19 protein-coding genes and 1 tRNA gene are annotated in these 23,854 nt (G+C 61.4%); 8 read left to right on the forward strand and 12 right to left on the reverse strand.

Annotation, left to right across the window (positions count from 1 at the left end):
* The 6 genes from IG629_RS15280 to IG629_RS15305 form a co-directional block, all read right to left on the reverse strand.
* Positions 1-1,544: TRAP transporter large permease (locus IG629_RS15280; RefSeq protein ID WP_226886781.1), on the reverse strand; the 1,544-nt coding region annotated here is incomplete at its 3' end.
* A 99-nt stretch (positions 1,545-1,643) separates the two neighbouring features.
* Positions 1,644-2,258: a TRAP transporter small permease subunit gene (locus IG629_RS15285; RefSeq protein ID WP_193172810.1), complete on the reverse strand. Its 615-nt coding sequence runs from the start codon at positions 2,256-2,258 to the stop codon at positions 1,644-1,646.
* A 150-nt stretch (positions 2,259-2,408) separates the two neighbouring features.
* The gene (locus IG629_RS15290) at positions 2,409-3,464 is read right to left on the reverse strand and encodes a TRAP transporter substrate-binding protein (protein ID WP_193172811.1); all 1,056 of its coding nucleotides are present in this window, start codon (positions 3,462-3,464) and stop codon (positions 2,409-2,411) included.
* A 253-nt stretch (positions 3,465-3,717) separates the two neighbouring features.
* Positions 3,718-4,440, reverse strand: coding sequence for an HAD family hydrolase (locus tag IG629_RS15295; protein WP_193172812.1), 723 nt, complete (start codon positions 4,438-4,440; stop codon positions 3,718-3,720).
* Between the two features lie 104 nt (positions 4,441-4,544).
* On the reverse strand, positions 4,545-5,393 hold the full coding sequence (locus IG629_RS15300) for a transglycosylase SLT domain-containing protein (protein ID WP_193172813.1): 849 nt from the start codon (positions 5,391-5,393) through the stop codon (positions 4,545-4,547).
* Positions 5,394-5,454: 61 nt separating this feature from the next.
* The gene (locus IG629_RS15305; RefSeq protein WP_319025105.1) at positions 5,455-6,480 is read right to left on the reverse strand and encodes an N-formylglutamate amidohydrolase; all 1,026 of its coding nucleotides are present in this window, start codon (positions 6,478-6,480) and stop codon (positions 5,455-5,457) included.
* Positions 6,481-6,716: 236 nt separating this feature from the next.
* Here IG629_RS15305 and IG629_RS15310 point away from each other — a divergent pair.
* A tRNA-Val gene (locus IG629_RS15310) sits at positions 6,717-6,791 on the forward strand.
* On the opposite strand, the gene IG629_RS23050 is transcribed toward IG629_RS15310, so the two are convergent.
* On the reverse strand, positions 6,770-7,492 hold the full coding sequence (locus tag IG629_RS23050; RefSeq protein WP_449867054.1) for a hypothetical protein: 723 nt from the start codon (positions 7,490-7,492) through the stop codon (positions 6,770-6,772). The genes IG629_RS15310 and IG629_RS23050 overlap by 22 nt on opposite strands.
* A 74-nt stretch (positions 7,493-7,566) precedes the next feature.
* Between IG629_RS23050 and IG629_RS15320 the strand changes: the two genes are divergently transcribed.
* The 7 genes from IG629_RS15320 to IG629_RS15350 all read left to right on the forward strand — a co-directional run bounded on the left by IG629_RS15320 (position 7,567) and on the right by IG629_RS15350 (position 18,312).
* Positions 7,567-11,145, forward strand: coding sequence for a DUF4347 domain-containing protein (locus IG629_RS15320; RefSeq protein WP_193172815.1), 3,579 nt, complete (start codon positions 7,567-7,569; stop codon positions 11,143-11,145).
* A 173-nt stretch (positions 11,146-11,318) separates the two neighbouring features.
* Positions 11,319-12,731, forward strand: a complete 1,413-nt coding sequence (locus tag IG629_RS15325; protein WP_193172816.1) for a uracil-xanthine permease family protein — start codon at positions 11,319-11,321, stop codon at positions 12,729-12,731.
* Positions 12,732-12,992: 261 nt separating this feature from the next.
* Positions 12,993-14,129, forward strand: coding sequence for an ABC transporter ATP-binding protein (locus IG629_RS15330; RefSeq protein WP_193172817.1), 1,137 nt, complete (start codon positions 12,993-12,995; stop codon positions 14,127-14,129).
* A 1-nt stretch (position 14,130) separates the two neighbouring features.
* Positions 14,131-15,117 carry a carbohydrate ABC transporter permease gene (locus IG629_RS15335; RefSeq protein ID WP_193172818.1) on the forward strand — a complete coding sequence of 329 codons (987 nt, stop codon included), beginning with the start codon at positions 14,131-14,133 and terminating at the stop codon, positions 15,115-15,117.
* Positions 15,114-16,010 (forward strand): carbohydrate ABC transporter permease, encoded by an 897-nt coding sequence (locus tag IG629_RS15340; protein WP_028467235.1) that lies wholly within the window; start codon positions 15,114-15,116, stop codon positions 16,008-16,010. Before IG629_RS15335 ends, IG629_RS15340 begins: the two co-directional genes overlap by 4 nt.
* A 148-nt stretch (positions 16,011-16,158) precedes the next feature.
* Positions 16,159-17,397 (forward strand): ABC transporter substrate-binding protein, encoded by a 1,239-nt coding sequence (locus IG629_RS15345; RefSeq protein ID WP_028467236.1) that lies wholly within the window; start codon positions 16,159-16,161, stop codon positions 17,395-17,397.
* Positions 17,398-17,514: 117 nt separating this feature from the next.
* Positions 17,515-18,312: a phosphodiesterase gene (locus tag IG629_RS15350; protein ID WP_193172819.1), complete on the forward strand. Its 798-nt coding sequence runs from the start codon at positions 17,515-17,517 to the stop codon at positions 18,310-18,312.
* Positions 18,313-18,365: 53 nt separating this feature from the next.
* Here the strand turns inward: IG629_RS15350 and IG629_RS15355 are convergent, their stop codons facing one another.
* Genes IG629_RS15355 through hmgA form a run of 5 tightly spaced genes read right to left on the reverse strand, consistent with a single transcriptional unit; the run spans position 18,366 to position 23,783 of the window.
* Positions 18,366-18,563 carry a DUF2783 domain-containing protein gene (locus IG629_RS15355; RefSeq protein WP_193172820.1) on the reverse strand — a complete coding sequence of 66 codons (198 nt, stop codon included), beginning with the start codon at positions 18,561-18,563 and terminating at the stop codon, positions 18,366-18,368.
* A complete protein-coding gene (locus IG629_RS15360; protein ID WP_193172821.1) occupies positions 18,560-20,176 on the reverse strand; it encodes an FAD-dependent oxidoreductase in 1,617 nt (538 codons plus the stop codon). The genes IG629_RS15355 and IG629_RS15360 overlap by 4 nt, the downstream gene beginning before the upstream one ends.
* Before the next feature lie 15 nt (positions 20,177-20,191).
* On the reverse strand, positions 20,192-21,142 hold the full coding sequence (locus IG629_RS15365) for an MBL fold metallo-hydrolase (RefSeq protein WP_193172822.1): 951 nt from the start codon (positions 21,140-21,142) through the stop codon (positions 20,192-20,194).
* A gap of 26 nt (positions 21,143-21,168) precedes the next feature.
* A complete protein-coding gene (fahA, locus tag IG629_RS15370) occupies positions 21,169-22,422 on the reverse strand; it encodes a fumarylacetoacetase (RefSeq protein ID WP_193172823.1) in 1,254 nt (417 codons plus the stop codon).
* A 2-nt stretch (positions 22,423-22,424) separates the two neighbouring features.
* A complete protein-coding gene (gene hmgA / locus IG629_RS15375) occupies positions 22,425-23,783 on the reverse strand; it encodes a homogentisate 1,2-dioxygenase (RefSeq protein WP_319025101.1) in 1,359 nt (452 codons plus the stop codon).
* Positions 23,784-23,854 lie beyond the last annotated feature (71 nt).

Here is a 23,854-nt window from a genome sequence, read left to right on the forward strand (position 1 = left end):
ACACTGGGTAGCCAGAGCGTGATTTCCGGCCAGGCAACCACAATGGCGAGACCGATCAGCTGCAGGACGACGAAGGGGATGATGCCCTTATAGATTTCCTGCATTGAGACCATCTCCTTGGCAACACCCTTCATATAGAAGAGCGCGAAGCCAAAGGGCGGCGTCAGGAACGATGTCTGCAGATTGATCGCCACAATGATCGCAAACCAGTAGATCACCTGTTGCTGCACAAATTCGAGCTGTGCGTTGTTGGTCGGCGTCTCAAGCCCGAGATGCGGTGCAAAGGCGGGGGCCATGGTCTGGATCACCGGCGCGAAGACCGGGAGGATGATCAGGGTGATCTCCAGCCAGTCGAAGAAGAAGCCGAGAATAAAGACCACGAACATCAGCATGAACAGCAGCGGCCAGGGACCGAGTTGGAGCCATTCGATGAACTCGATGATCAGGTCTTCGCCATAGACGTTCCGGAAAATCGTCGAGAAGGCCGTGGCACCAACGAAGATCAGGAAGATCATCGAGGTGGTCAGGCCGGTGCGGTGCACCACATCCCTTAGCACGTCCCGGGTCAGTGTCCCGTTCGAGACGGCCAGGATCAATGAGCCGAATGCACCGACGCCTGCTGCTTCGGTCGGGGTTGCCCAGCCGGCAAAGATGGAACCGAGCACCAGCGTGATCAGGAAAATCGGCGGCACGAAGCCTTTCAGGACACCGCCCAGATAACTGTCGCCTTCCATCCGGCCGATGATCATCGAGATACCGAAGACCATCAGAAATCCGATCAGGCCCCAGTTGAAGATATCCGCGAGATGGCTCTGCTCCATGAAGTAGCAGAAGCCGATCGCAACCACACTGAAGCCAAAGAACTTGGCGATATTCGCCTTGTTGCTTGGCTCCATCTGGATCGCGTTGTCGGCGATTGCCGGTGCCTTTTCAGGCGAGATGATGCCCATGGTCACGATGTAGGCGACATAAAGACCGGAGAGCACAAGGCCGGGGAAGATCGCGCCGATGAAGAGGTTGCCGACCGAGACTGCGAGCAGGCTGCCCATCAGCACCAGCATGATCGACGGCGGAATGAGAATGCCGAGTGTGGCACTGGCCGCGAGCGTACCGGTGGCGAGCGAACGATCGTACTTTTGCGAGATCATCGTCGGCAATGCCATCAGCGTCATCATGACGACGGATGCGCCGATGATGCCGGTGGTGGCCGCCATGATGGTGCCCATGACCGTCACCGCGAGCGCGAGCGCTCCCGGGACCCGCCGGAAGAGAACCTGCAGAATGTGCAGCAGATCCTCGGCCACCCTCGACCGTTCCAGCATGGTGCCCATGAAGACGAAACAGGGTATGGCGACCAGAATCGGATTCTGGATCGCGCCCGATGCGCCGTCTCCGCCCCAGATCCGTTGGATGACCTGGAAAAAGACCGCGAAATCGAGCACATCAAGCCAGATTCCCAGTGCGCCGAACGCGACGGCAACCCCGCCAAGCGCGAACGCGACGGGAAGCCCTGTGAACAGCATCAGCGCCAGGGCGAGAAACATGTACGCCCCTATGAATTCGTACATGTGGTCGTATAGAGCTTCAAACATCGGTTACCGCGTTGCCCCCCAGGAGATTGCCGGTTTTTCTTTGTTCATTTTTCATTCCGGCCGGTGATGTTCGTAGTTGAAGATTTCGAGCGAATCCCGCGCTTCTTCATGCTCTTCTCGGGACCCGAACAGATAGGCGGCGAGACGGCACAGCGTGGCCACGACGGCCATGCTCAACACAACCACGCCGATGATCATGAAAGACTTGATGACATAGCGCCACGGAATGCCGGTGAGGGATTCCGAGCCTTCGCCCTGGTGAAAAGAAATCGCCATGAGGATCCAGGACTGCCAGCCGACCAGAAAGAGGAAGGGAACGGCCATGATGAACAGGCCGATAAACTCAAGCCAGGCCTGCTTGCGCGGAGGGATATGCTCACGGAACACATCGACGCGGACATGGGCGTTGGCGAGATAGCCGAAACCGAAGGTCAATAGCAGAATGACGCCGTGCAAGTGCCATTCGAAGTCCTGCAGGATAGTGGACACCGAATAACCGTATTCGATGGAGAAATCTGAAAAATAGAGCCTGATGAAGTCGACCTTACGGGTGATCACGTCGAACATGATGACGAAGACGAGCGGCAGTATAAGCCAAGCCCCGGCCTGACCCGCCTTGCGCGAGAAGCGATCCAGAACGCTCGCAATATTCAGTGCGGCTTTCATATCTGAAACCTCGATTTCCTAGAGTGGACCGGAATGAGCGGCTGGGCCTGGTTCGCAGGACGCGGTGAGCCGACGTATCCGCTGCGCCCGGCACGGGCACAAAGAAAGAGACGGGAGACTCCGCCCGGAGTCTCCCGCATGTGTTCTGTCTTATTTCAGGTAACCGCGGTCACCCCAGACTTTGTAGCCAGTGTGGAACTTGGTGAAGCTGTCCCAGAGAACTTTCACGTCCGGGTTGGACGCCAGTTCTTCGGCAAGAACCTCGTTCCAGGCGCCACGCAGCTGGTCGAGGACTGAGTCCGGCCAGGTCATGTTTTTCACGCCGTCTTTCTCGTTGGCGATCATCGCTTCGAACTGGGACGCTTCGCCGTCGGCGATCATGTCCGTAATGTTCTTGTCGCAGGAGATCTCAAGCATCGCCTGCTGGCCGTCGGACAGGGCATTCCACTTGTCCATGTTGATCAGCAATTCGTTGGACGTGGACTGCTGATGCCAGCCGGGGAAGTAGTTGTACTTGGCGATCTGATAGAAGCCGTAGGACCGGTCGATCGCCGGCATGGAGAACTCGGTGGCGTCAATGGTGCCACGCTCCAGAGCCGGGTAGATGTCGCCGCCCGCAAGCTGCTGGGTCGAAACGCCGAACTTCTGCATCACCTTGGCGCCGATACCGAAGAAGCGCATTTTCAGGCCCTTCAGCTGATCGAGGCTCTTGATCTCCTCGCGGAACCAGCCGGAGGTTTCCGGCGGGATCATACCGCAGAGCAGGAACTTGATGTTGTCGCGAGCATAGAGTTCAGTGCCGATCTCCACACCGCCGCCATACTTGAACCAAGCCACGAATTCCGGCGCGGCCGGGCCGAACGGCCAGGTCGACAGGAATGCAAAGGCAGAGTTTTTGCCCTGGTTGGCGCCCGATGTTCCGAAGGCGGAGTCGATCGCGCCCTGGCTTACCGGATCGTAGTAGGCATAACCGCCGGCAAGTGCGCCTGGCTCGAACACCTTGATGTCGAAGTCGCCGTCGGACATACGGTCAATGCCCTTGGAAATGCGGTGCGGCGGCTGGCCAAGAACTTTTACGTTCTGACCGAATGCAGCATGCATTTTCCAGCGTACTTTCTTGGCTTCGGCATCATTTGAGCCGATACCGATGGCGATCGTCGAGGCGATCGCAAGCACACCGAATGATTTCAGAAAACCCGATTTCATGAACTTCCTCCCTTGTTCAATCCGCTTTCGGACCCGGTTATCCGAGCCTCTTTAGCTTCATTCCACAGTGAATTTTTTTCGTCCCGGACGATATCCGAAGCGTCTTGGTCCCGTGGTGCGCGAAGTATTGCCGTGATTTTACACGCCGTCAAAGGCTTCAATTCTGCAAGGGGCTGGGGAGGAGGGGTTTTCCCGTCAGGAGAAAATACGTTTGTGTATACGTTATTTTGCTTGAAATTCTTGTATTTTCAGGTCAGTGCGCCTGAAAAAGCAGGTCCGGGAGATGCCCCGCATCGGGGATGATAAAGTCCGCCAGAGAGGCCAGTTGAGACTCCGGAGTGGCACCTGTGAGGACGCCGATCGTGGCGCGGCATCCCGCTGCCCGGCCGGCTTCCATGTCTGCCCTGCTGTCGCCGACCATGACCGTTTCGGTGGCCTTCATGTCCCCGTCGCGCAGGAAGGCTTCGAGCATGTCCGGTGCCGGCTTCGGTGTGTGCCCGCTGTCATAACCGGCAACGAAATCGACCAAATCCCGCAGGCCCAGAGATTCGACCATGTCCCGCGCGCCACGTTCGGCGTCGTTTGTGACGATCGCGATCCGGACATCCCGTGCGCGCAGCGTTGAGAACAATTGCCGAAGATCGCAGACCGGCGCCAGATTGCGGGCCGCGTGATCGAGCCAGTAGGTGTCGAGCCACGCGGCCGTTTCGTCGATTTCAGGCAGAGCGGGAGCCAGCCCGCACCAGAGTTCCGCCACTTCGATGGCCGTCCCTTGGGCAAGCAGGGTTCCGGGAGCGATCGCTCCCTTCTCGGGGTCGCCTCCGGCGGCGCGGGTCAAGTCATCGACGTCCGTTTTTATGCCATGGGTCTCGACAAGCTGCCGTGCTGCAGAGAGCAGCCCCGGGAGCCAGGTTTTCTCGAAATCGATCAGCGTACCGTCCTTGTCGAACAGTACCCCGCGGACAGGCCCGGGCATTGGCGGCTCCATGGAACTGGATGGTCAGGAAGAGCTAAGCTCGCGCGGCCGGCGCGGATCTGCAAGAGCTGTTTACTGTAGCGCCGGGAGCCCGGCGCGGCCGTTCAGTCCGCCAAGGCGATGATGCCGGATTTGGCCCGTCTCTCGGCCTTCCGTTTTTTCCAGGCGGCCAGCAAACGGGTTTTACGATCTTCGAATTCCTGGCGTAATTCCAGGGCACGCTCCTCGGCGATCTCCCGCTGACGCTCCGCCCGTTCGTCGCGCATGGCCTGTTCGTGGGCCTGCTGTTCCTTGCGGGCCAGCGCTTTTGCGGTCAGGTCGTCGGCACGGTCTGCTGCGGCCGACGCGAGTGTAAGATTGTCGGTGGAGGGATCGGCCATGGTCACGGTTTCGCCCCTGTAGGCTTTCTGCTGTAGCTTGGACACGGCGTCCCGGTAATTTTTACCGCGCACGCTATTGCCGGAATGATAGTGCTCGGTGGCATCCCGCCAGGACCCGTGCCGTTCTTTCAATTCGGTCAGGAAGCGGGCTGCATAGTCGGTGTTCTTCAGGGGATCGAAGGCCTCTGCGAGATCCTCGAAAGCGGTGCCGTGATAACGCAGATTGATCTGCATGCAGCCGACATCGATGTTCGTGGTGCCTGTCGCGAGCAGACGGCGTACTTCGGCCATGGCCGCGAAAACCGTCGGATAATGGCGGCCTTTGCCGCCGGACGTCACCGTCCAGGGCCACGTATAGCTTTCCTTACGCTCATCGTTCCAGCGTCCGGTTTCCTTGAGGGAGATCGCGAATAGCAGGTGCTTTGGCAGCCGGTGCTCTTCCTCGGCGTGACGTGTCGCGTTGGCGCATATCTTGTCCGATGGCCCGAGCGCGTGCGCCCGGGGCGCGGCGAGCAGGCCGAGTGTGGCAATTACAGTCGCGGCAAAAATGATTGGCATCGATAGATAGCGCATGGTCTGACTCCCGTGTCAGGAAGGCAGAAGCAAGGAGCGTGCCGTTTGTTCGGTGAATGGGCTATTCCGCTGCCGCATGGAGGGAGGCTGTTCCGTCCTCGGCCATGCGCCGCGCGGTATCCGACAGCGCGCCCAGGAGAGCTGCCATGTCCTTCTTCAGCGGGTCGATACCGGCCCGTGGCTCGATCCGCCGCTCGTCCATGTAAAGGGCGCGGTTGATCTCGATCTGCAGGACATGGACGCCAACCTCCGGCCGGCCGTAATGCCGGGTTACGAACCCGCCGGCATAAGGGCTGTTGCGCCGAACGGTGTAGTGCCGCTCCCTGAAGAAGTCCTCAGCCCGCTCTATGAAGGCCGGGGCGGCGGTCACGCCATGACAATCGCCAAGGACAATATCGATCGGGCGCCGCTCGCTGCGGACATGGCGCACCGCGCTGGACGGCATGGAATGGCCGTCGACCAGCAGGCAGAAGCCGAATTGTTCGAGCGCTTCGGCGATCAGCCGCTGCAGGGCCCGGTGATAGGGGGCGTAGTAATTGCCGATACGATGTGCAGCATCGTCGAAGGAGAGTTTGTGGCCGTAGACCGGCTCGGAATTGGCGACCACGCGGGCAATGGTCCCGAGCCCGGCCGAGATACGGATGCTGTCGGTGGCGGCGCCGTCGGGCAGAGGGTCGGAGAACATACTCGGGTCGAGCTCGAACGGCTCCCGGTTCACATCCACATAGACGCGCGGGAAGAGAGCCGTCAGCAGCGGCGCTCCCGCCTGGTTGGCGCCTTCCAGCACCTGTTCCATGAAACTGTCTTCGGAAGAGCGGAGATCCAGCTGGGCGAGCCGGGTGGCGTCGAGCAGATCCTGCGGATAGGTACGGCCACTGTGCGGGGAGGCGACAACAAGGGGGCTGCTGGTCTGCGCGGGGCGCTCGATCCGGTAAACCCCGGCAATCTCATCCGGCACCGTCTGGACCGGATTTCCCGCGACATCCCCGGAGCTGAGGAAGCCCGGCTCTATCAGTGCCGTGGCGACATCTTCGAGTCTGTCTCCGGCCGCCGCGTCTCCGCCGGTATTCCCTGTTGTTTTATCCACACTCAAGCGCAGTCTCCCGGACCGGCAAATTTCACTTCACCCTAATATGGAAACCGGAACGGGCAAACCAAGAAGAGAGCTGTATCCTCCGCTTGTTGCCGGGACAGCGGCGGGTGCCGGATTGGCGATGTGAAAGACGGGCGAAAAACCGGAAAATCAGGTCTTGCAAAACCGAATGCCGCTGGCTATACACACGCCTCCTTCGCGGCGCACTTTTCCCGATGCCGCGACATATAGGGCGCGTAGCTCAGCGGGAGAGCACTACGTTGACATCGTAGGGGTCACTGGTTCAATCCCAGTCGCGCCCACCATTACTTCCCAGATGAAATAGGCATTCCGGCTCTGCTCGTCGCTCGACCGATGTGGCGGCACGGAATTTTTTCGCAGCCTGCTGCGGTCGAATATCATTACAGTATTGTCCGTTATAATCGTTGCGACCGTTTGATTTCAGAGGAGGTACGACATGGACCGTTTTACCGGCGGCTGCCTGTGCGGCAATGTCCGGATTGTGGCGTCGGGGCTTCCGTATAGGGTTGGCGTTTGTCACTGTCTGGATTGTCGCAAGCATCATGGCGCCCTTTTCCATGCGTCCGCGATATTCCCTCAGGATGCTGTGACGGTCGAAGGCGAGGTGCGCGAATATGAGGGGCGATTTTTCTGTCCCCACTGCAGCTCGTCTGTTTTCGGACGCAGCGGTGACGAAATCGAAGTGAACCTGGGGGCGCTGGACGAACCCGACCAGCTGAAGCCAACCTATGAGCTCTGGTGTATCCGCCGCGAGTCCTGGTTGCCGTCGTTTCCGAGCATGAAGCGATATGAGCGCGATCGTGACGCCACGGGCCGCTCCGAGGAATAGGCCGGACGAACGGTGCTGCGGCGCTGTTACGGGGGGCGTTTGTCGAGTGTCTGGCGCACTGTCCTGAAGGCGCTGTTCGGGCTGCTCCGCATCCGGCCATGCAGAGAATTTCCAAAATTTCCAAATTGTCATTTTTGGAAATGCCAACTTTTCCAACAGCTATTTTCCGGCTCGCAATTTAAAGCAACCATCGAGTCTCCGCGAAAAAACGATGGCGAATTTAAATTCGGATGGCCGAACGTGTTTCAAAAAGCAAAGCGCCTAACGCAGCGACTTTTGATTCGCGAAGGCCTGGTGATGCGCGTTTCCCGGAACCCATTGACGCACCTTTTGTTCTTTTAGACCGGGGACTTCCTGCTTCCAGCCAACTGATACAGGCGATGACGGGGGCGCCTGATGTTGTCCGGCTTGGCGCCGCCGCCGATGCCCTCCAGGTGCTCGGGGATGCGATCAGGCGGGCCAGCCCGCGGGCTTCCTCGGTGCATCTGTTCAGCCATGGGAGGCCGGGCGTGCTCCTCCTGTCCGCGGGGCAGGTGTCTCTCGATACGCTAACCCGGGACGCATACGGTATCGCTGGTCTCCGGCGCGCGCTCGCCGGACGGCCGCTCGTTCTCTATGGCTGTTCGGTTGGACGCGGCGCGGCGGGGCAGCGGTTCGTCGAGGCGCTTTCCTTCGCGCTGGACGCGCCGGTGCATGCGTCGAGCACGCCGACCGGTGCTGCCGGGCGCGGCGGCGATTGGACGCTGGACGTTGCGGTGGGCATGTCGCCGGGCGATCTGCCGCCTCTCCTCGACGCTGAACGGGCAGCCGCATGGCCCGGCCTGCTCGCCGTGGACGTCACGAGCGATGCCGGCGACGACAGCGCGAATACGCTCCAGGCGGCGGCAGCGGCTGAAGATCAAATCGTGCGTTTCAGCAATCTCGGGGCGGGTGCGACGATCACCCTCGCGGCCTCGCCGGAATTCACGAATCCGGCGGCCACAAATTTCAGTTTCACCGGAACGACAACCTCGCTGACGATCGGCGGTTCGGACATCGTCGCGGCCTCGCATCTCTATTTCTCGATTTCCGCCGGACAGACGCTGACCCTCAATTCCGGGGTTTCTTTCTCCGGTACACCCCGAATTCTTCAGACGGCTGGCGGCGGAACCATCGCACTCAACGGCTCTGTCAGCGGGACGAACAAGATCTGGGTCCTCGGCGGCACGACCGCCGAGATCGGGACGACGACCTCGGCGCCCCTGATCGATATCCTGGGCAACTCGACCGTTCGGTTCACGACCGGTGGATCCTACACCTCGAACATCGAGATCAAGGATACGGCGACCATCGATACCGGCGTCAACAATGTCAGCATATCCGGCAATGTGACCGACGACGGTACGAACGTGCTGGCCAAGACCGGCACCGGCACGCTGACGCTTTCCGGAAGCAACACCGCCACGGGCTCCATGACCGTCAGCCAGGGCACGCTCTCGGTTGCGGCTGACGGCAACCTGAGTGCCGGTGCGCTGACGCTGAACGGCGGCACGCTGGCGGTGACCGGCGCCACGACGATCGACAATGCCATCGCGCTCGGGGCCTCGCATGGAACGCTGAATACCACTGCGGATGTCACCTTCAGCGGTGTCATCTCGGGGACCGGTAATCTCACAAAGACAGGCGCCAATACCGCGACGCTGAGCGGCACGAACACCTATTCCGGGACGACAACGGTCAGCGATGGCACGGTCTCGGTCGCTGCGGACAGCAACCTCGGCACTGGTGCGCTGACGCTGAACGGCGGCACGCTGGCGGTGACCGGCGCGACGACGATCGACAATGCGATTACGCTCGGCGCCTCGCATGGAACGCTGAATACCACTGCGGATGTCACCTTCAGCGGTGTCGTCTCGGGGACCGGTAATCTCACAAAGACAGGCGCCAGTACCGCGACGCTGAGCGGCACGAACACCTATTCCGGAACGACAACGGTCAGCGATGGCACGGTCTCGGTCGCGGCGGACAGCAACCTCGGTACCGGTGCGCTGACGCTGAACGGCGGCACGCTGGCGGTCACCGGCGCGACGACGATCGATAACGCGATTTCCCTCGGCGCCTCGAACGGCACCGTCAATGTGACCGGGGCCACAACGTTGAGCGGAGATATCACCGGGACGGGGAGCCTGACGAAGACCGGCACCAGCACCGTCACGCTGAGCGGCACGAACACCTATTCCGGCGGGACGACGATCAGTGCGGGAACCCTGCAGGTTTCTGGCGGCAACGCCCTTGCCGATGCCGGAGCGGTGACTGTCTCGTCCGGTGCGACGCTCGATCTCAATGACACGAATGAGACCGTCGGTAGTCTCACCGGCAGCGGCACGATCAATATCGGCACCGGGACGCTCACCCTCACGGATTCCGCGTCGACCGATTTCTCCGGTACCATCAGCGGTACCGGCACGATCGCCGGTGGCGGCACCTATACGGTCGCCTCCGGCGCCACTCTCGGCGGCACCAGCACATTTTCGACGGCGGTCACGGTTCAGAGCGGCGGCACGATCGCACCTGGCAACAGCCCGGGGAAGATCTCGACCGGCAACCTGACCCTCGCCTCCGGCTCCACGGCGAGCATGGAAATCAACGGCACGACGGCGGGAACCCTATACGACCAGATCGCGGTCACCGGAACCGTGACCATCTCGAACGCCACCCTGAACGCGACGGTTGGCTACACATCGGCCGTGGGCGACAGCTATATCCTGATCGACAATGACGGGACCGACGCGGTCACCGGGACATTCTCCGGTCTTGCGGAGGGAGCGACGCTTACCATCGGCGGCGCTCGATTTACGATCAGTTATGCGGCCGGAACCGGCAACGACGTGGTCCTGACGCGGGTTGCCACACCCGCCCCTGCTCCAATCGTCGACAACGTGACGTCCGGCTCGGATGGAGCCGATCACCTCATCGGTGGATCAACCGCGGATCATATCAAGGCGTTCGGTGGAGACGACACCGTATCCGCCAATGCGGGGAACGATACGATCTCCGGAGGCGCCGGAGAGGATCTTCTGTCCGGACAGGATGGTGCCGACCTGATCTTCGGGAACGAGGACGACGATACCCTCTGGGGCAATTACGGCGCGGACACGCTTTGGGCCGGCGATGGGAATGATCTGCTTTACGGAAATCAGGACGCCGATAGCCTTAAGGGTGAAGCCGGAGATGACACGGTTTACGGCGGGAAGGACGCGGATCTTCTCGATGGCGGCGCGGGCAACGACTCTCTGTTCGGAAATCTCGGCGCGGATACGCTTTCGGGCGGCGTGGGGGCGGACAGTCTGATCGGCGGGTACGGGAGCGATCTGTTGTCCGGGGGTGATGGTGCCGACCTGATTTACGGGAATCAGGACGCCGATATTCTTTACGGAGATATCGGCCAGGACACGCTCTACGGCGGGAAAGACGCGGATCATCTCGACGGCGGCGCTGGCGACGATTCCCTGTACGGCAATCTCGGCGCGGACACGCTTTCCGGCGGCGCAGGGGCGGACACCCTGGTCGGCGGGGACGGGAATGACCTGTTCCGCTTCGCAGACGGCGACGGTGCGGACGTGATCACGGACTTCGTGGTCGGACAGGACGTGATCGGCGTGAGCACAGATATCAACGGAACCGGCGTCACCAATGCGGATGAGATGCTGGCCCGCATCACATCGGACGGCTCCGGAAACGCGGTGCTTGATCTCGCCGGGGGCAACTCCGTCACCCTGATCGGCGTGGCACCGCCCGAACTCGACGCGGCGAGCTTCCTTATCGGCTGAATGAGAGGTTGCCGGCCTGCAATGGTTGCGCTGTGCCGGATGCTCTTCACCAGAATGTATGATACAGAAAATTCAAGACTTCGCGGTGTGGCGGGGGCCGCACGGACACTCCATGGGGGAACAAGCGAAGCTAAGGGGAAACGCCCTGTCTTGTGAACAGCAGGAGTGCAGGAATGTCTGACAATTCAATTGGGACGCCGGAACAGCTTCGCGACCCGGATTTCACGCCGCCGCCGATGACGGCCATACCGCTCGGGATCCAGCATGTGCTGGCGATGTTCGTCTCTAACGTCACCCCGGCGATCATCGTTGCCGGTGCCGCCGGTTTCGGGTTCGGCTCCAACTCGCCGGACTTTCCCGAACTGCTTTACATGATTCAGATGTCGATGGTGTTCGCTGGTCTTGCGACACTGCTGCAGACTTTCTCCGTCGGACCTGTCGGCGCGAAACTGCCGGTGGTGCAGGGGACGTCCTTCGCCTTCCTGCCGATCATGATCCCGCTGGTCGCGGGCAAGGGGGTGGATGGGCTTGCGGCGCTGTTCACCGGTGTCATTGTTGGCGGCATCTTCCATGCCCTGCTCGGCACCGTCATCGGGCGTATCCGCTTTGCCCTGCCGCCGCTTGTGACCGGGCTTGTGGTCACGCTGATCGGTCTGGCGCTGGTCAAGGTCGGTATTCAATATGCGGCGGGCGGCGTTCCGGCGATGAACTCGCCGGAATACGGATCGTTGCTGAACTGGTCCGCCGCCGGGATCGTCATTCTGGTCACACTCGGTCTGAAGTTCTTCGCCCGGGGCATGCTTTCTGTGTCTGCGGTGCTGATCGGCCTGATCGTCGGATATCTCTATGCCATTGCCATCGGCATGCTACCGCTCGGCGCCATCGGTACTTCGTGGGAGCGGGCGGCTGTCTTCGCCCTGCCGCAGCCGTTCAAGTACGGCATCGAGTTTTCCGGTGCGGCGATCCTTGGTTTCTGCCTGATGGCCTTCGTTTCCGCCGTGGAAACTGTGGGCGACGTTTCCGGCATTACCAAGGGCGGTGCCGGGCGTGAGGCGACGGACAAGGAAATCCGGGGGGCGACCTTCGCCGATGGTATTGGTTCCGCGTTGGCCGGTTTCTTCGGCGGGTTGCCGAATACCTCCTTCAGCCAGAATGTCGGGCTGGTGGCCATGACCGGGGTGATGAGCCGCCATGTCGTGACCTATGGCGCGATCTTCCTGATCGTCTGCGGTCTCGTACCGAAGGTTGGTGCGATTATCCGGACCATCCCGATCGAGGTGCTGGGCGGCGGCGTGATCGTCATGTTCGGCATGGTCGTCGCGGCCGGTATCTCGATGCTGAGCGATGTGCGCTGGAATCGCCGGAACATGGTGATCTTCGCCATTGCTCTCAGCATCGGGCTTGGTCTGCAGATGGAGCCGAAGGCGGTGCAGTATCTGCCGGATACGCTGCGCATTCTGATGACGTCCGGTCTGTTGCCTGCGGCATTCATCGCCATCGTCCTCAACCTCGTGCTTCCGAAGGAGCTGTCGGCGGAGTCGACCGAGGAAGTCGCGGGCGGGCTCGCTGGTAAAGGCGACAGATAGCTGCCGGATGGCGTTATCTCCGGGTTTTTCTTGAAGCTTTTGTGAATGAGACGTGAGCCTCATTCGCAAGGCGAATACCATCTTACCAAATGGGAATCCTGACATTATTCAGGGTTCCCGTTTTCTTTGTGTGGATACTACTGCTGCCGTTGTCCGGCTTCGTCTAGACGAATTTCGCAAGTCGTCCAAAGGCAGCGTCATCTTGATGTCAACGAGCTTTGATACTGATCGCTCCGGTTTGTTTTCGCCGGAGCAAGGCTTATGGCGCGTATCACTCTATCGGGTATCGAGAAAAGCTACGGTACGACACGGGTCCTCAACGGGCTCGATATCGACATAGCCGATGGGGAATTCCTGACCCTTGTCGGGCCGTCCGGGTGCGGCAAGTCGACCTTGCTGCGGATCATCGCCGGGCTTGAGCAGCAGAGCGCCGGAGACGTCGCCATCGGCGGCAGGGTGGTGAACCAGATACGGCCAAGCCGCCGTGACCTGGCAATGGTGTTCCAGTCCTACGCGCTCTACCCGCATCTGACAGTGCAGCAGAACATGGAGACGCCGCTTCGGCTGCGGGACCTGAACGGCTGGGAGCGGATGCCGCTGGTCGGTGCCGCCATGCCGGGGCGCGGGGATAAGCTGGAGACCTTGCGCGGGCTTGTCCGGGAGACGGCCGAAACGCTGAAAATCGAGCATCTTCTAGAGCGCAAGCCGGGGCAGCTCTCCGGCGGGCAGCGCCAGCGTGTCGCGCTCGGCCGGGCCATGGTGCGCAAGCCGGTCGCCTTTCTGATGGACGAGCCGCTGTCAAACCTCGACGCGGCGTTGCGCGTGCATATGCGCTCCGAGCTGGCGGAGCTGCATCACGCACTGAAGACAACCTTCATCTACGTCACCCACGATCAGGCTGAAGCGCTGACCATGTCGGACCGGATGGCGGTGATGATGGAGGGGGACATCCTGCAACTCGGCGCGCCGGACGAGATCTATCTCGACCCGGTCGACCGGCGCGTGGCGGAATTCATCGGCAGTCCCCGGATCAACATGGTCGACGGCGAGGCTGACAGTGCGGGACGGGTAATTGCGCACGGCATTCACCTGAAGCGGACGCTCGGCGGAGCACACAAGGCACTGTCCATCGGTGTTCGTCCGGAGCATCTCGACGTACTGCCGGGAGGCGGGGATGCGGAATCCTGGCCGTTCAGGGTCAGCCACAAGGAAAATCTCGGCTCCGACTATTTCCTGCATGGCCATGTCAATGGCGGCGGCCAGCGGGTGATCGCCCGCGCCGCGCCGGAACTGGCGGCACAAGTGTCTCTCGGGCAGGAAATCCATGTCCGGCCGAGGCCCGGCACAGCCATGGCCTTCGGCGCGGACAACCGGCGCCTGCGGTTTGCGGAGGCCTGAGATGGCGGTTGATGTAGCAGCGAGCTCGGCCCTTCCGGTGGCGGTTCAACCGGCCCGGCGCCGGGCGCTCGCGCCTGCCAGCCTTGCCGGTTATGCGTTCGTCGCCCCGGCGATCCTGTTGATGCTGGTGATCCTGGTGGCTCCGGTGCTGATCGCGGCCGCGCTCTCCTTTACCGATTACAGCCTCGGCAATCCCGGGTTCGACTGGGTTGGAACCGACAATTACGAGAAGATGTTCTCCCGCTCGACCTACACGAAAATGCTGACCGCATCGGCGACCTATGTGCTGGTGGTCGTGCCGGCATCCATCGGCCTCGGGCTTGGTGCGGCGCTGCTGATCAACTCCCTGAAGCGTTTTGGCGACTTCTACAAGACGATCTATTTCCTGCCCGTCATGGCGGCCCTGCTGGCCATGGCCATCGTCTGGGAATTCTCCCTGCACCCGACGGTCGGCATCGTGAACCAAACTCTCGAGTCCGGTTGCGGCACATTTCTGGAGCAGATCTCGGACTGGTACGCGGCCGGATGCGCGCGGAACTTCCCGCTCTGGTTCGGCGACCGGGACTACGCCATCTGGACCATCTGCTTCATCGGTATCTGGCAGGGCTTCGGCTTCAACATGGTGCTGTATCTGGCCGGATTGACCGGTGTGCCGCGAGAGCTGTATCAGGCCGCCGCCATCGACGGCGCCGACAGTGCCTGGGACCGGTTCCGGCTGGTTACCTGGCCGATGCTCGGGCCAACCACGGTCTTCGTGCTCACCATCACCACGATCCGCTCCTTCCAGGTGTTCGACACGGTGGAAGCGATCACCGGGGGCGGTCCTTCCAAGACCACTTACGTGATGATGTTCGCGATCTACGAGAAGGCGATCAAACACAACCTGATCGGCATCGGTGCCGCGATCACCGTCGTCTTCCTCGCCTTCGTTCTGTTCCTGACGTTCCTGCAGCGCTGGCTCGTCGAAAGAAGGGTGCATTACACATGACCGGACATGCCTCGCCTTTCTCGGAAGCCCTGAAGCACGCGGTTCTGATCATCGGCGCTCTGATCGTCATCCTGCCGTTCTATGTGATGGTGAGTTACTCGCTCAAGGCACCGCACGAGATTGAGACCAATACCGGCGGCTTCTTCGGCGCCCAGGAGCAGATGGTCGACGAATATTGCGTCAAGCTGGGCAATGCCCGGGAAGACTGCCTCGAGACGCCTGCGATCTTCAATTATACCCAGGCCTTCAAGAAAGCCCCGCTGCTGCGCTATCTGGCGAACGGCGTGATCGTCACCGCATCGATCTTCCTGATCCAGGCTCTGGTGGCGCTGCCCTGCGCCTATGCGTTGGCCAAGCTCAAATTCTGGGGGCGCGACATGGTCTTCGGCATGGTGCTGGTCTGCCTGCTGATCCCGGTCCACGCGATCGCATTACCGCTCTACATCATGCTGGCCAAGCTCGGGTTGACCAACACATACGCATCCCTTGTCGTGCCCTGGACCATTTCCGTCTTCGGTATCTTCCTGATGCGGCAGTTCTTCAAGACAGTACCGGACGATCTGATCGATGCCGCCCGGATGGACGGGATGAACGAGTTTTCCATCGTCTGGAAGGTGATGCTGCCGACGGCTATCCCGGCCCTTTTGGCCTTCGCGATCTTCTCCGTTGTGGCGCACTGGAACGATTACTTCTGGCCCCGTGTGGTGATCACCGGGGATCGGGATCTCTACACGCCGCCGCTTGGTCTGCGGGAGTTCAGGGGCGGCAGTGACGGGTCCGACTGGGGCGCGATGATGGCGACGGCAATGATCATCGTCACGCCATTGATCGTCGCGTTCCTGATGGCGCAGAAGCGCTTTATCGAAGGCATCACGCTCACCGGCATGAAATGACCGGCCGGTATGATTTGAAGTGAAAGAAATTGGCGGCCCCCACTGCAATGGGGACCGCCGTAATGCCCGGTTAAGGGGCGTGCAATGCGGGCCGCCGCAAGCATTTGGAGCAACGCGGCCGCACGCTGCAACAGTGAGGAGTTACGGTATGAAACGTCTTTTTGCAATGGCCGCTGCCGCGGCGTTTTACGCAGCGCCCGCCGCCGCGGTGGAGATCGAGGTCGGCTACCCCTACAGCCACCTGTTCGATGTCACCTATGAGAAGATCATGGAGAGCTTCAAAAAGGAGCATCCGGAGATCCAGGTGAAGTTCCGTGCCACTTATGAAGGCTACGAGGATGCGACCAACATCATCCTGCGTGAAGCCGTTTCCGGTAATCTGCCGGACGTGACCATGCAGGGCCTCAACCGTCAGGCCATTCTGGTGGAAAAGGGCATCGCCCGTTCGCTTGAACCGTTCATCGCCAAGGAAGCCAATTTCGAAAAGGAAGGCTACCATCAGGCAATGCTCGATCTGTCGACCTTCAATGGCGACGTGCATGGTCTTCCGTTCTCGATCTCCCTGCCGGTCGGCTATTACAACATGGATCTGGTGCGCAAGTCCGGCTCCGACAAGCTGCCGCAGACCTGGGACGAGGTGGTCACGCTCTGCAAGGAAATGCGGGCCAATGGTGTGAAGAACCCGGTTTTCTGGGGCTGGAACATCACCGGCAACTGGTTCATGCAGGCGCTGATGTGGAGCCAGGACGAGCCGATCGTCAAAGGCAACAAGGTGAATTTCGACGGCGAGGCCGGTCTGACCTCCTTCGAGACCATGAAGAAGATCTTCCGGGGTTGCGAGATGCAGAACCTGTCCTGGAAAGACGCGCTGGCGGCTTTCGCTTCCGGTGATGTAGGCATGATGTTCTGGTCCACCTCGGCGCTTGGCGCGGTTGAGCGCTCGAAAGGCGATTTCGAGATGAAGACGGCCGAATTCCCGGGCATCGGTGGCAAGCCGAAGGGCCTTCCTGCCGGCGGTAACGCTGCCCTGCTGGTCTCCCAGTCCGAAGATCCGGAGCGGCTGCAGGCTGCTTGGACCTTCCTGAAATACATCACCTCCGGCACCGGCGCCGCTGCTGTCGCCGAGACCACGGGCTACATGCCGCCGAACAAGGCCGCGAACGAAATCATCCTGAAGGATTTCTACAAGCGGAACCCGAACAAGGAGACCGCTGTGCGTCAGCTCCCGCTGCTGCGCGACTGGCTCGCTTATCCGGGCGACAAGGGCCTCGCGGTTACCCAGGTGATCTATGATGGGATTGAGTCCATCGTCACCGGTGAGGAAGACGACATGAAGGCCCTGCAGAGCGATCTGGTGGCCGAAGTCGGCGACATGCTGCCGAAATAAAACCTTCATCGGGCCGACGGGGTTCCACCCTGTCGGCCCGCTCTTTTAAGTGCTACCTGCGTTTAATCGCTTACCTTCCTGTCGCCGGTATTCGTCCGGCGGAAAGAAATCGGTGTCATGAGCTTCATCCAGATCACAGACCTGCACTTCGTCCCCGGTGACAAGCCGCTCTACGGAACCAGCCCGAAACAGCGTCTCGCCGACGGCGTATCCCTGATCCGCCGCGACCACGGCGATGTCGATTGCGTGCTCGCCACCGGCGACCTCACGCATTACGGCGAGAAGGCAGCCTACGAGACCTTGAAAGAGGTGCTGGCGCCGCTTGAGATGCCCGTGCATCTGATGATGGGCAACCATGACAGCCGGGCACCGTTCAGGGAGGTCTTCCCCGATGCGCCGGAAATAGAAGGTGGCTTCATCCAGTTCACCGTCGATACCGGCGATGCCAACGTGGTGTGTCTCGACAGTCTGGTCGATATTCCGGGCGATCATGCCGGCCGTCTCTGCGAGACCCGTCTGGCATGGCTGGACAAGGAACTCGACGCGCTGCCTGCGGACGTGCCGTTCATGCTCGCGGTCCATCACCCGCCGTTCGATCTCGGTATTCCGCACATGGACGCGATCCGGCTGCTGGACGGAGAGGCGCTATACGAGGTGTTGCAGAAGCGCCTGCCGGACCAGATGATTTTCGGCCACGTGCACCGGCCGATCTCCGGCCACTGGCGCGGTATCCCGTTCTATCTCCAGCGCGGCTTCAATCATCAGGTCTATCTGGACTTCACCAGTGTCGACGATGTCCGTTTCGTCGACGAGGCGCCGGAATTCTCGATCATCAAATCGACCCCGGAGAGCGTCTTTGTCTTTGCCCGCTCTGCCGGTGGCGAGGGTGAGCCTTACGTTCCTCGGGACATCTAGATATCCCTGCACTCATTCGTCATCCCGGTCGGGATGGCGGTGATGAAGGGGGGCTAGCGCCCGGTTTCCCGCGCCTTGCGAAGGGCGTCGAGCAGAATATCCCGGTCGCCGACATGATTTGCCAGCAGCAGGATCAGGCGCGCGTTCAGTGCTGTGCTTTGCTCCGGCGTGAGGCCTTGATGAGCGGCGATCAGGGCCTCGTAAAAGCCGTCGGCATCGGTCAGGTTGGGAGCGGTGATCAGATCCGTCATGACATCCCTCCGGTCGCGGCGGTAAGGGCGGCCGAGATGGCCTTACGGTCATAGGTGGGCCAGCGCGCGGCGATATGTTGGTCCGGGCGGATCAGGTAGACCGCCTGTTCGTTCCTCCCGAGATAACGCTCTCTCAAGGCGCCCAGCCTGTCGTCTCCGGTCTCAATCGTCAGGACAGTCACTGGGAGCGTATCGCCGCCGGACATGTCCGGCAGTGACGTATTGATTCCAAGCAAGACAATATCCGTCCCAAGACTTTCCAGCAGCCATCCGTCGCCCACCGGGGCATCGACGGCGGGGGCGCCCGGACGGGTGCGCTCGGGCCCGCCTGGCAGCGCATCCTCGCCATTCAGGTCAGATCCCGCATGGGTCGCCGGCACGCTGAGCCGTCCGGAGTTCACAAGTGGGCGGGCGAACGGATGGGCTTCGGCAAGATCAAGTACGGCATCACGGAAGACGTGGGAGATATCGGACTTGGGGGTGATGAAATCGGTCGAGCGGGTGGAGTTCAGGATGTTCTCGTCCGCGGCCTGCACTCGCTCCCGGTTATAGCTCTCCATCAGGCTTTCCGGCGCGGTGCCGTCCAGCACAAGCTTCAGCTTCCAGGCGAGGTTATCCGCGTCCTGAATACCGCTGTTGGCGCCGCGTGCGCCGAATGGCGAGACCTGATGGGCGCTGTCCCCTGCAAACAACACCCGGCCATGGGCGAAACGCTCCATCCGGCGGCACTGGAAGGTGTAGATTGAGATCCATTCGAGGCTGAATTTCGCCTCCTCTCCAAGCATCGCCTTCAGGCGCGGGATCACGTTCTCCTCCCGCATCTCAACTTCCCGGTCGATGTCCCAGCCGAGTTGCAGGTCGATACGCCAGACACCATCCGGTTGCTTGTGCAGCAGCGCCGATTGACCCCGGTTGAAGGGCGGGTCGAACCAGAACCAGCGCTCGGTCGGGAAATCGGCCTCCATCTTTACGTCGGCGATCAGGAAATTGTCCTCGAAGACCCGGCCATGGAAATCGAGCCCCATGAACGAACGGATCGGAGACTTGGCGCCGTCGCAGGCGATCAACCAGTCGGCGTCCAGGGTGTAGGGGCCGTCCGGCGTCTCGACGGTCAGTTGGACGCGGCTGTAGTCCCGGGTAACGCCGGTGACCTTGTTGCGGCCGCGAATCTGGACCGGCCGGCCTTCCGCTTGCAATTCCCGCAATCGTTCCAGCAGGACGGCCTCGAAATAGTATTGCTGGAGATTGATGAAGGCAGGCCGTCGATGCCCCGCTTCGGCCAGCAGGTCGAACTCGTAGACCTTCCGCTCGTCGAAGAAGACCTTGCCCTTGTTCCAGGTGACGCCCTTGTCGACCAGCGGCTGACCACAGCCCAGCCGGTCCATGATCTCCAGCGTGCGCTTGGCAAAGCAGATGGCGCGGGAGCCAGTGCTGACCCGGTCATTGTCGTCCAGCAGCAGGACCGGCACGTCCTTCAGTGCAAGATCCAGCGCGGCGGCAAGCCCGACCGGACCGGCACCGACAACGATAACCGGATGGCGCACAGGCGCCGCCGCGTCCTGATCCGGCGACCGCCGGTAGGGATAGAGCGTTTGCTCGAAGATATCGGCCATGGAAAGGCTCCCGCCTTAGCCTTGCAGGGCTTCCCACATCTGCCGGTCGCGTTCGGCGGTCCAGATCCGGGGGGTGTCCATGCCGAGTGCCTCGTCATAGGCGCGGGTCACGTTGAAGGGCAGGCAATGCTCGTAGATCGGCACGTCACTGAACTTCGGATCGCACGCGGCGCGCACCGCGTCCCAGGCTTCCTTCAAGGTTCCGCCGCGCGCGGCGACCGCGGCCGCCGGACGATAGGTGTTCAGCAGGAAGTCACGGGTGAAATCGAGCGCGGCATCGACCATCTCGGTGCCGACAAGCGCATCGCCCCGGCCCGGCGCGATGGCGGTCGGATCGTAATTCTTGATCGCGTCGAGCGTGTTGCCCCAGTCGCTGAAGTGACCGTCGCCACAATAGCAGGCGGCCTTGTATTCGACGATGTCGCCGGTCAGCATGACGCGCTCGTCCGGCACCCAGGCAACGATGTCGCCAGCGGTGTGGGCGCGGCCGAGATGCATCAGGTCGACCCGGCGCTTGCCAAGATAAACTGTCATCTTGTCGGTGAAGGTCATGGTCGGCCAGGTCAGGCCCGGGATCGATTCATGGCCTTGGAACAGGCGCGGGAAACGGCCGAACTCGCTGTCCCAGTCCTCCTGACCGCGCTCCGAGACCATGGCGCGGCATTTCTCGGAGGCGAGGATCTGCTCCGCCCCGTAGGCCGAGGCGCCAAGCACGCGGACGGCGTGATAGTGGGAGAGCACGACATACTTGATCGGCTTGTCGGTGACGGTGCGGATCTTCTCCACCACCTTGTGTGCGAGGCGCGGGGTGGCCTGGGCATCGACGATCATCACGCTGTCGTCGCCGATGATCACACCGGTATTGGGATCGCCCTCCGCAGTGAAGGCCCAGATGTCCCGGCCGATCTCGCTGAAGGTGATCTTCTTTTCCGCCATATCGCCGGCTGATGCGAATTGCTTGGCCATTTGGCCTTCCTCCCGTTTGTTCTTTGTCAGTCTTGTCTAATCGCGGGCAGGACTGTGCCCGTGCAGTCTCCAAATCCAATCCTGTAGCCGTCGCCCGCCGCATGGCCGCGCAGCGTGACCCGGTCACCGTCTTCGAGGAAGCTGCGACTCTCTCCGTTCGGCAGGGTGATCGGAGTCTTGCCGCCCCAGCTCATTTCCAGCAATGAGCCGTAATTGTCCGGCGTGTCTCCGGAGATCGTGCCGGAGCCTAGCAGGTCGCCCGGCCGCATCGGGCAGCCGCTGCTGGTGTGATGGGCAAGCTGCTGGGCAGCGGAATAATACATCGTGCTGTAGTTGGTCCGCGACAGCACCGCTTCCTCGTCTGATCCGGCAGGTGTCAGGCCGACCTCAAGCCCGATGTCGTAGAGCATCGGGCCGGGTTCCGCGAGATATGGCAGCAGCGGTTTCTCCCGCTTCGGCGTCGCTGTCCGGAAAGGCTCCAGCGCCGCCCGCGTCACCACCCAGGGCGAGATCGTCGTGCAGAAGGCCTTACCCTGAAACGGGCCGAGCGGCTGATATTCCCAAGCCTGGATATCTCGCGCCGACCAGTCGTTCAGCAGCACATAGCCGAAGATCATCGCGTCCGCCTCAACCACTGTCACTGGTCTGCCGAGCGGGTTTCCGGTGCCGACTACGGCACCCATCTCCAGTTCGATATCGAGCCGGCGGCTTGCGCCGAAAGTGGGAGCCTCCGCGTCCGGCGCTTTCAACTGGCCATTGGGGCGATGGAAATCCGTGCCGCTGACAACAACGGAGGAGGCCCGCCCGTTATAGCCGATGGGGATATGCAGCCAGTTCGGCGGCAGGGCGTTTTCCGGCCCCCGGAACATGGTGCCGACATTGAAGGCGTGCTGCTTGCCTGCATAGAAATCGGTGTACTCGCTAACCCGGAACGGCAGATGCAGCGTGACGTCTGAAAGCGGGATGAGAAAGGCTTCCGCTTTCTGTTTTAGGGCTGTATCGCCGCCTTCACGCAGAAGGTCCGTCAGGCGTGCTCGCACTCGGTCCCAGGTATCGGGGCCGCGTTCCATGAACGGGTTCAGGGCGCCTTCTGCAAAAACCGAGTCGCCGCCGGTGGATATCAGTCCGTCCCGCTCCAGTGCCGCAAGGTCAAGCACGCGGTCGCCAATGGCGGTACCGCAGCGCGGCGGCTCGCCGTTCCGGGAGAAAACGCCGAAGGGCAGGTTCTGGACCGGAAAATTGCAGTCCCGTGTATTGGCGGCGGGGAGCCAGCTTTTCATTGTCACTTGATGCCCGGCGTTCCATCGAATTTCTTGTCGAGGCCGGTCCAGCAGGTTGCGTAATCGTCCTGAAGCGGCGCTTCGTTGGCGGCGAACTCCGTCAGATGCTGCGGGAACCGGGTCTCGAACATGAAGGCCATGGTCTCTGAAAGCTTGTGCGGCTTCAGCTCGACATTGGAGGCGCCCTCGAAGGCCTGGCTGTCCGGGCCATGCGGCAGCATGCAATTGTGCAGGCTCATGCCCCCGGGCACGAAGCCCTCGGGCTTGGCATCGTAGGAGCCGTAAATATTACCCATGAATTCGGACATGACGTTCCGGTGATACCAGGGCGGCCGGAAGCTGTGTTCGGCGACCAGCCAGCGCTCCGGGAAGATGACGAAGTCGATGTTGGCCGTGCCAGGCACTTCCGAGGGGGCCGTCAGCACGGTGAAGATCGACGGGTCCGGATGGTCGAACAGGATGGCGCCGACCGGGGAGAAGGTGGTGAGGTCGTATTTGAAAGGCGCGTAATTTCCGTGCCAGGCAACGACGTCGAGCGGTGAGTGCCCGATCTCCGTCACGTTGAATGATCCGCACCATTTCACGATCAGCCGGCAGGGCGTCTCTTTCTCTTCATAGGCGGCGACAGGTGTCTTGAAATCGCGCGGGTTGGCGAGGCAGTTGGCGCCGATGGGCCCGCGTCCCGGCAGGGTGAACTTGGCGCCGTAATTCTCGCAGACATATCCGCGTGCTTCACCGTCCAGCAGCGTGACCTTGAAGATCATGCCGCGCGGGACGATGGCAATCTCGCGCGGGGCGAGCGTCATGCGGCCAAGCTCGGTGAAGATTTCTATGCGGCCGAGCTGCGGGACGAGCATCAGTTCGGCGTCGGCGTTCATCATGTAGTCGTCGGTCATGTCCGCGTTACAGGCATAGACATGCACGGACATCCCGGCCTGGGTGTTCACGTCACCCGCACAGGTCATGGTCCGGATGCCGGCCACGAAATCGGTCGGTGCTTCCGGCAGGGGCACCGGGTTCCAGCGGTACTGGCCGAGGGCGAGACCATGCTCCGGTTGATGCGGGGCCGTCTTCCAGCCATCCACGGAGATGCGGGAAAAGCGCCCGGTATGTTTCACCGAAGGGCGGATGCGGTAGAGCCAACTACGCTCGTTCTCGCCGCGTGGCGCCGTGAAGGGGCTGCCTGAGAGCTGTTCGGCATAGAGACCGTAATTGCATTTCTGAGGGCTGTTCTGTCCCTGGGGCAGGGCGCCCGGCAGCGCTTCGGTCTCGAAATCATTGCCGAAACCCGGCATATAACCGTTTGCGGTGCCGGTCAGCGGATTGCTGCGCATGGATGCGGAGTCTGAAACCTTGTTCATGTCTTTCCTCCCGCGGGCAGGGTCTGACAGGCGCGTTTTCTGATTGGTTTTAAGGGCCCGTCTGCCGTAGG

This window comes from Nisaea nitritireducens, from assembly GCF_014904795.1.
GTDB classification, from domain to species: domain Bacteria; phylum Pseudomonadota; class Alphaproteobacteria; order Thalassobaculales; family Thalassobaculaceae; genus Nisaea; species Nisaea nitritireducens.

Excerpts from the sequence above, each read along its gene's own strand:
- IG629_RS15345 (WP_028467236.1), top strand. The coding sequence starts at position 16,159 with ATGAAACGTCTTTTTGCAATGGCCGCTGCCGCGGCGTTTTACGCAGCG.
- IG629_RS15320 (WP_193172815.1), top strand. The coding sequence starts at position 7,567 with ATGGCCGAACGTGTTTCAAAAAGCAAAGCGCCTAACGCAGCGACTTTT.
- IG629_RS15360 (WP_193172821.1), bottom strand. The coding sequence starts at position 20,176 with ATGGCCGATATCTTCGAGCAAACGCTCTATCCCTACCGGCGGTCGCCG.
- IG629_RS15300 (WP_193172813.1), bottom strand. The coding sequence starts at position 5,393 with ATGCGCTATCTATCGATGCCAATCATTTTTGCCGCGACTGTAATTGCC.
- IG629_RS15350 (WP_193172819.1), top strand. The coding sequence starts at position 17,515 with ATGAGCTTCATCCAGATCACAGACCTGCACTTCGTCCCCGGTGACAAG.
- fahA (WP_193172823.1), bottom strand. The coding sequence starts at position 22,422 with ATGAAAAGCTGGCTCCCCGCCGCCAATACACGGGACTGCAATTTTCCG.
- IG629_RS15285 (WP_193172810.1), bottom strand. The coding sequence starts at position 2,258 with ATGAAAGCCGCACTGAATATTGCGAGCGTTCTGGATCGCTTCTCGCGC.
- IG629_RS15325 (WP_193172816.1), top strand. The coding sequence starts at position 11,319 with ATGTCTGACAATTCAATTGGGACGCCGGAACAGCTTCGCGACCCGGAT.
- IG629_RS15355 (WP_193172820.1), bottom strand. The coding sequence starts at position 18,563 with ATGACGGATCTGATCACCGCTCCCAACCTGACCGATGCCGACGGCTTT.
- IG629_RS15290 (WP_193172811.1), bottom strand. The coding sequence starts at position 3,464 with ATGAAATCGGGTTTTCTGAAATCATTCGGTGTGCTTGCGATCGCCTCG.
- IG629_RS15365 (WP_193172822.1), bottom strand. The coding sequence starts at position 21,142 with ATGGCCAAGCAATTCGCATCAGCCGGCGATATGGCGGAAAAGAAGATC.
- IG629_RS15330 (WP_193172817.1), top strand. The coding sequence starts at position 12,993 with ATGGCGCGTATCACTCTATCGGGTATCGAGAAAAGCTACGGTACGACA.
- IG629_RS15340 (WP_028467235.1), top strand. The coding sequence starts at position 15,114 with ATGACCGGACATGCCTCGCCTTTCTCGGAAGCCCTGAAGCACGCGGTT.
- IG629_RS15335 (WP_193172818.1), top strand. The coding sequence starts at position 14,131 with ATGGCGGTTGATGTAGCAGCGAGCTCGGCCCTTCCGGTGGCGGTTCAA.
- IG629_RS15295 (WP_193172812.1), bottom strand. The coding sequence starts at position 4,440 with ATGCCCGGGCCTGTCCGCGGGGTACTGTTCGACAAGGACGGTACGCTG.
- hmgA (WP_319025101.1), bottom strand. The coding sequence starts at position 23,783 with ATGAACAAGGTTTCAGACTCCGCATCCATGCGCAGCAATCCGCTGACC.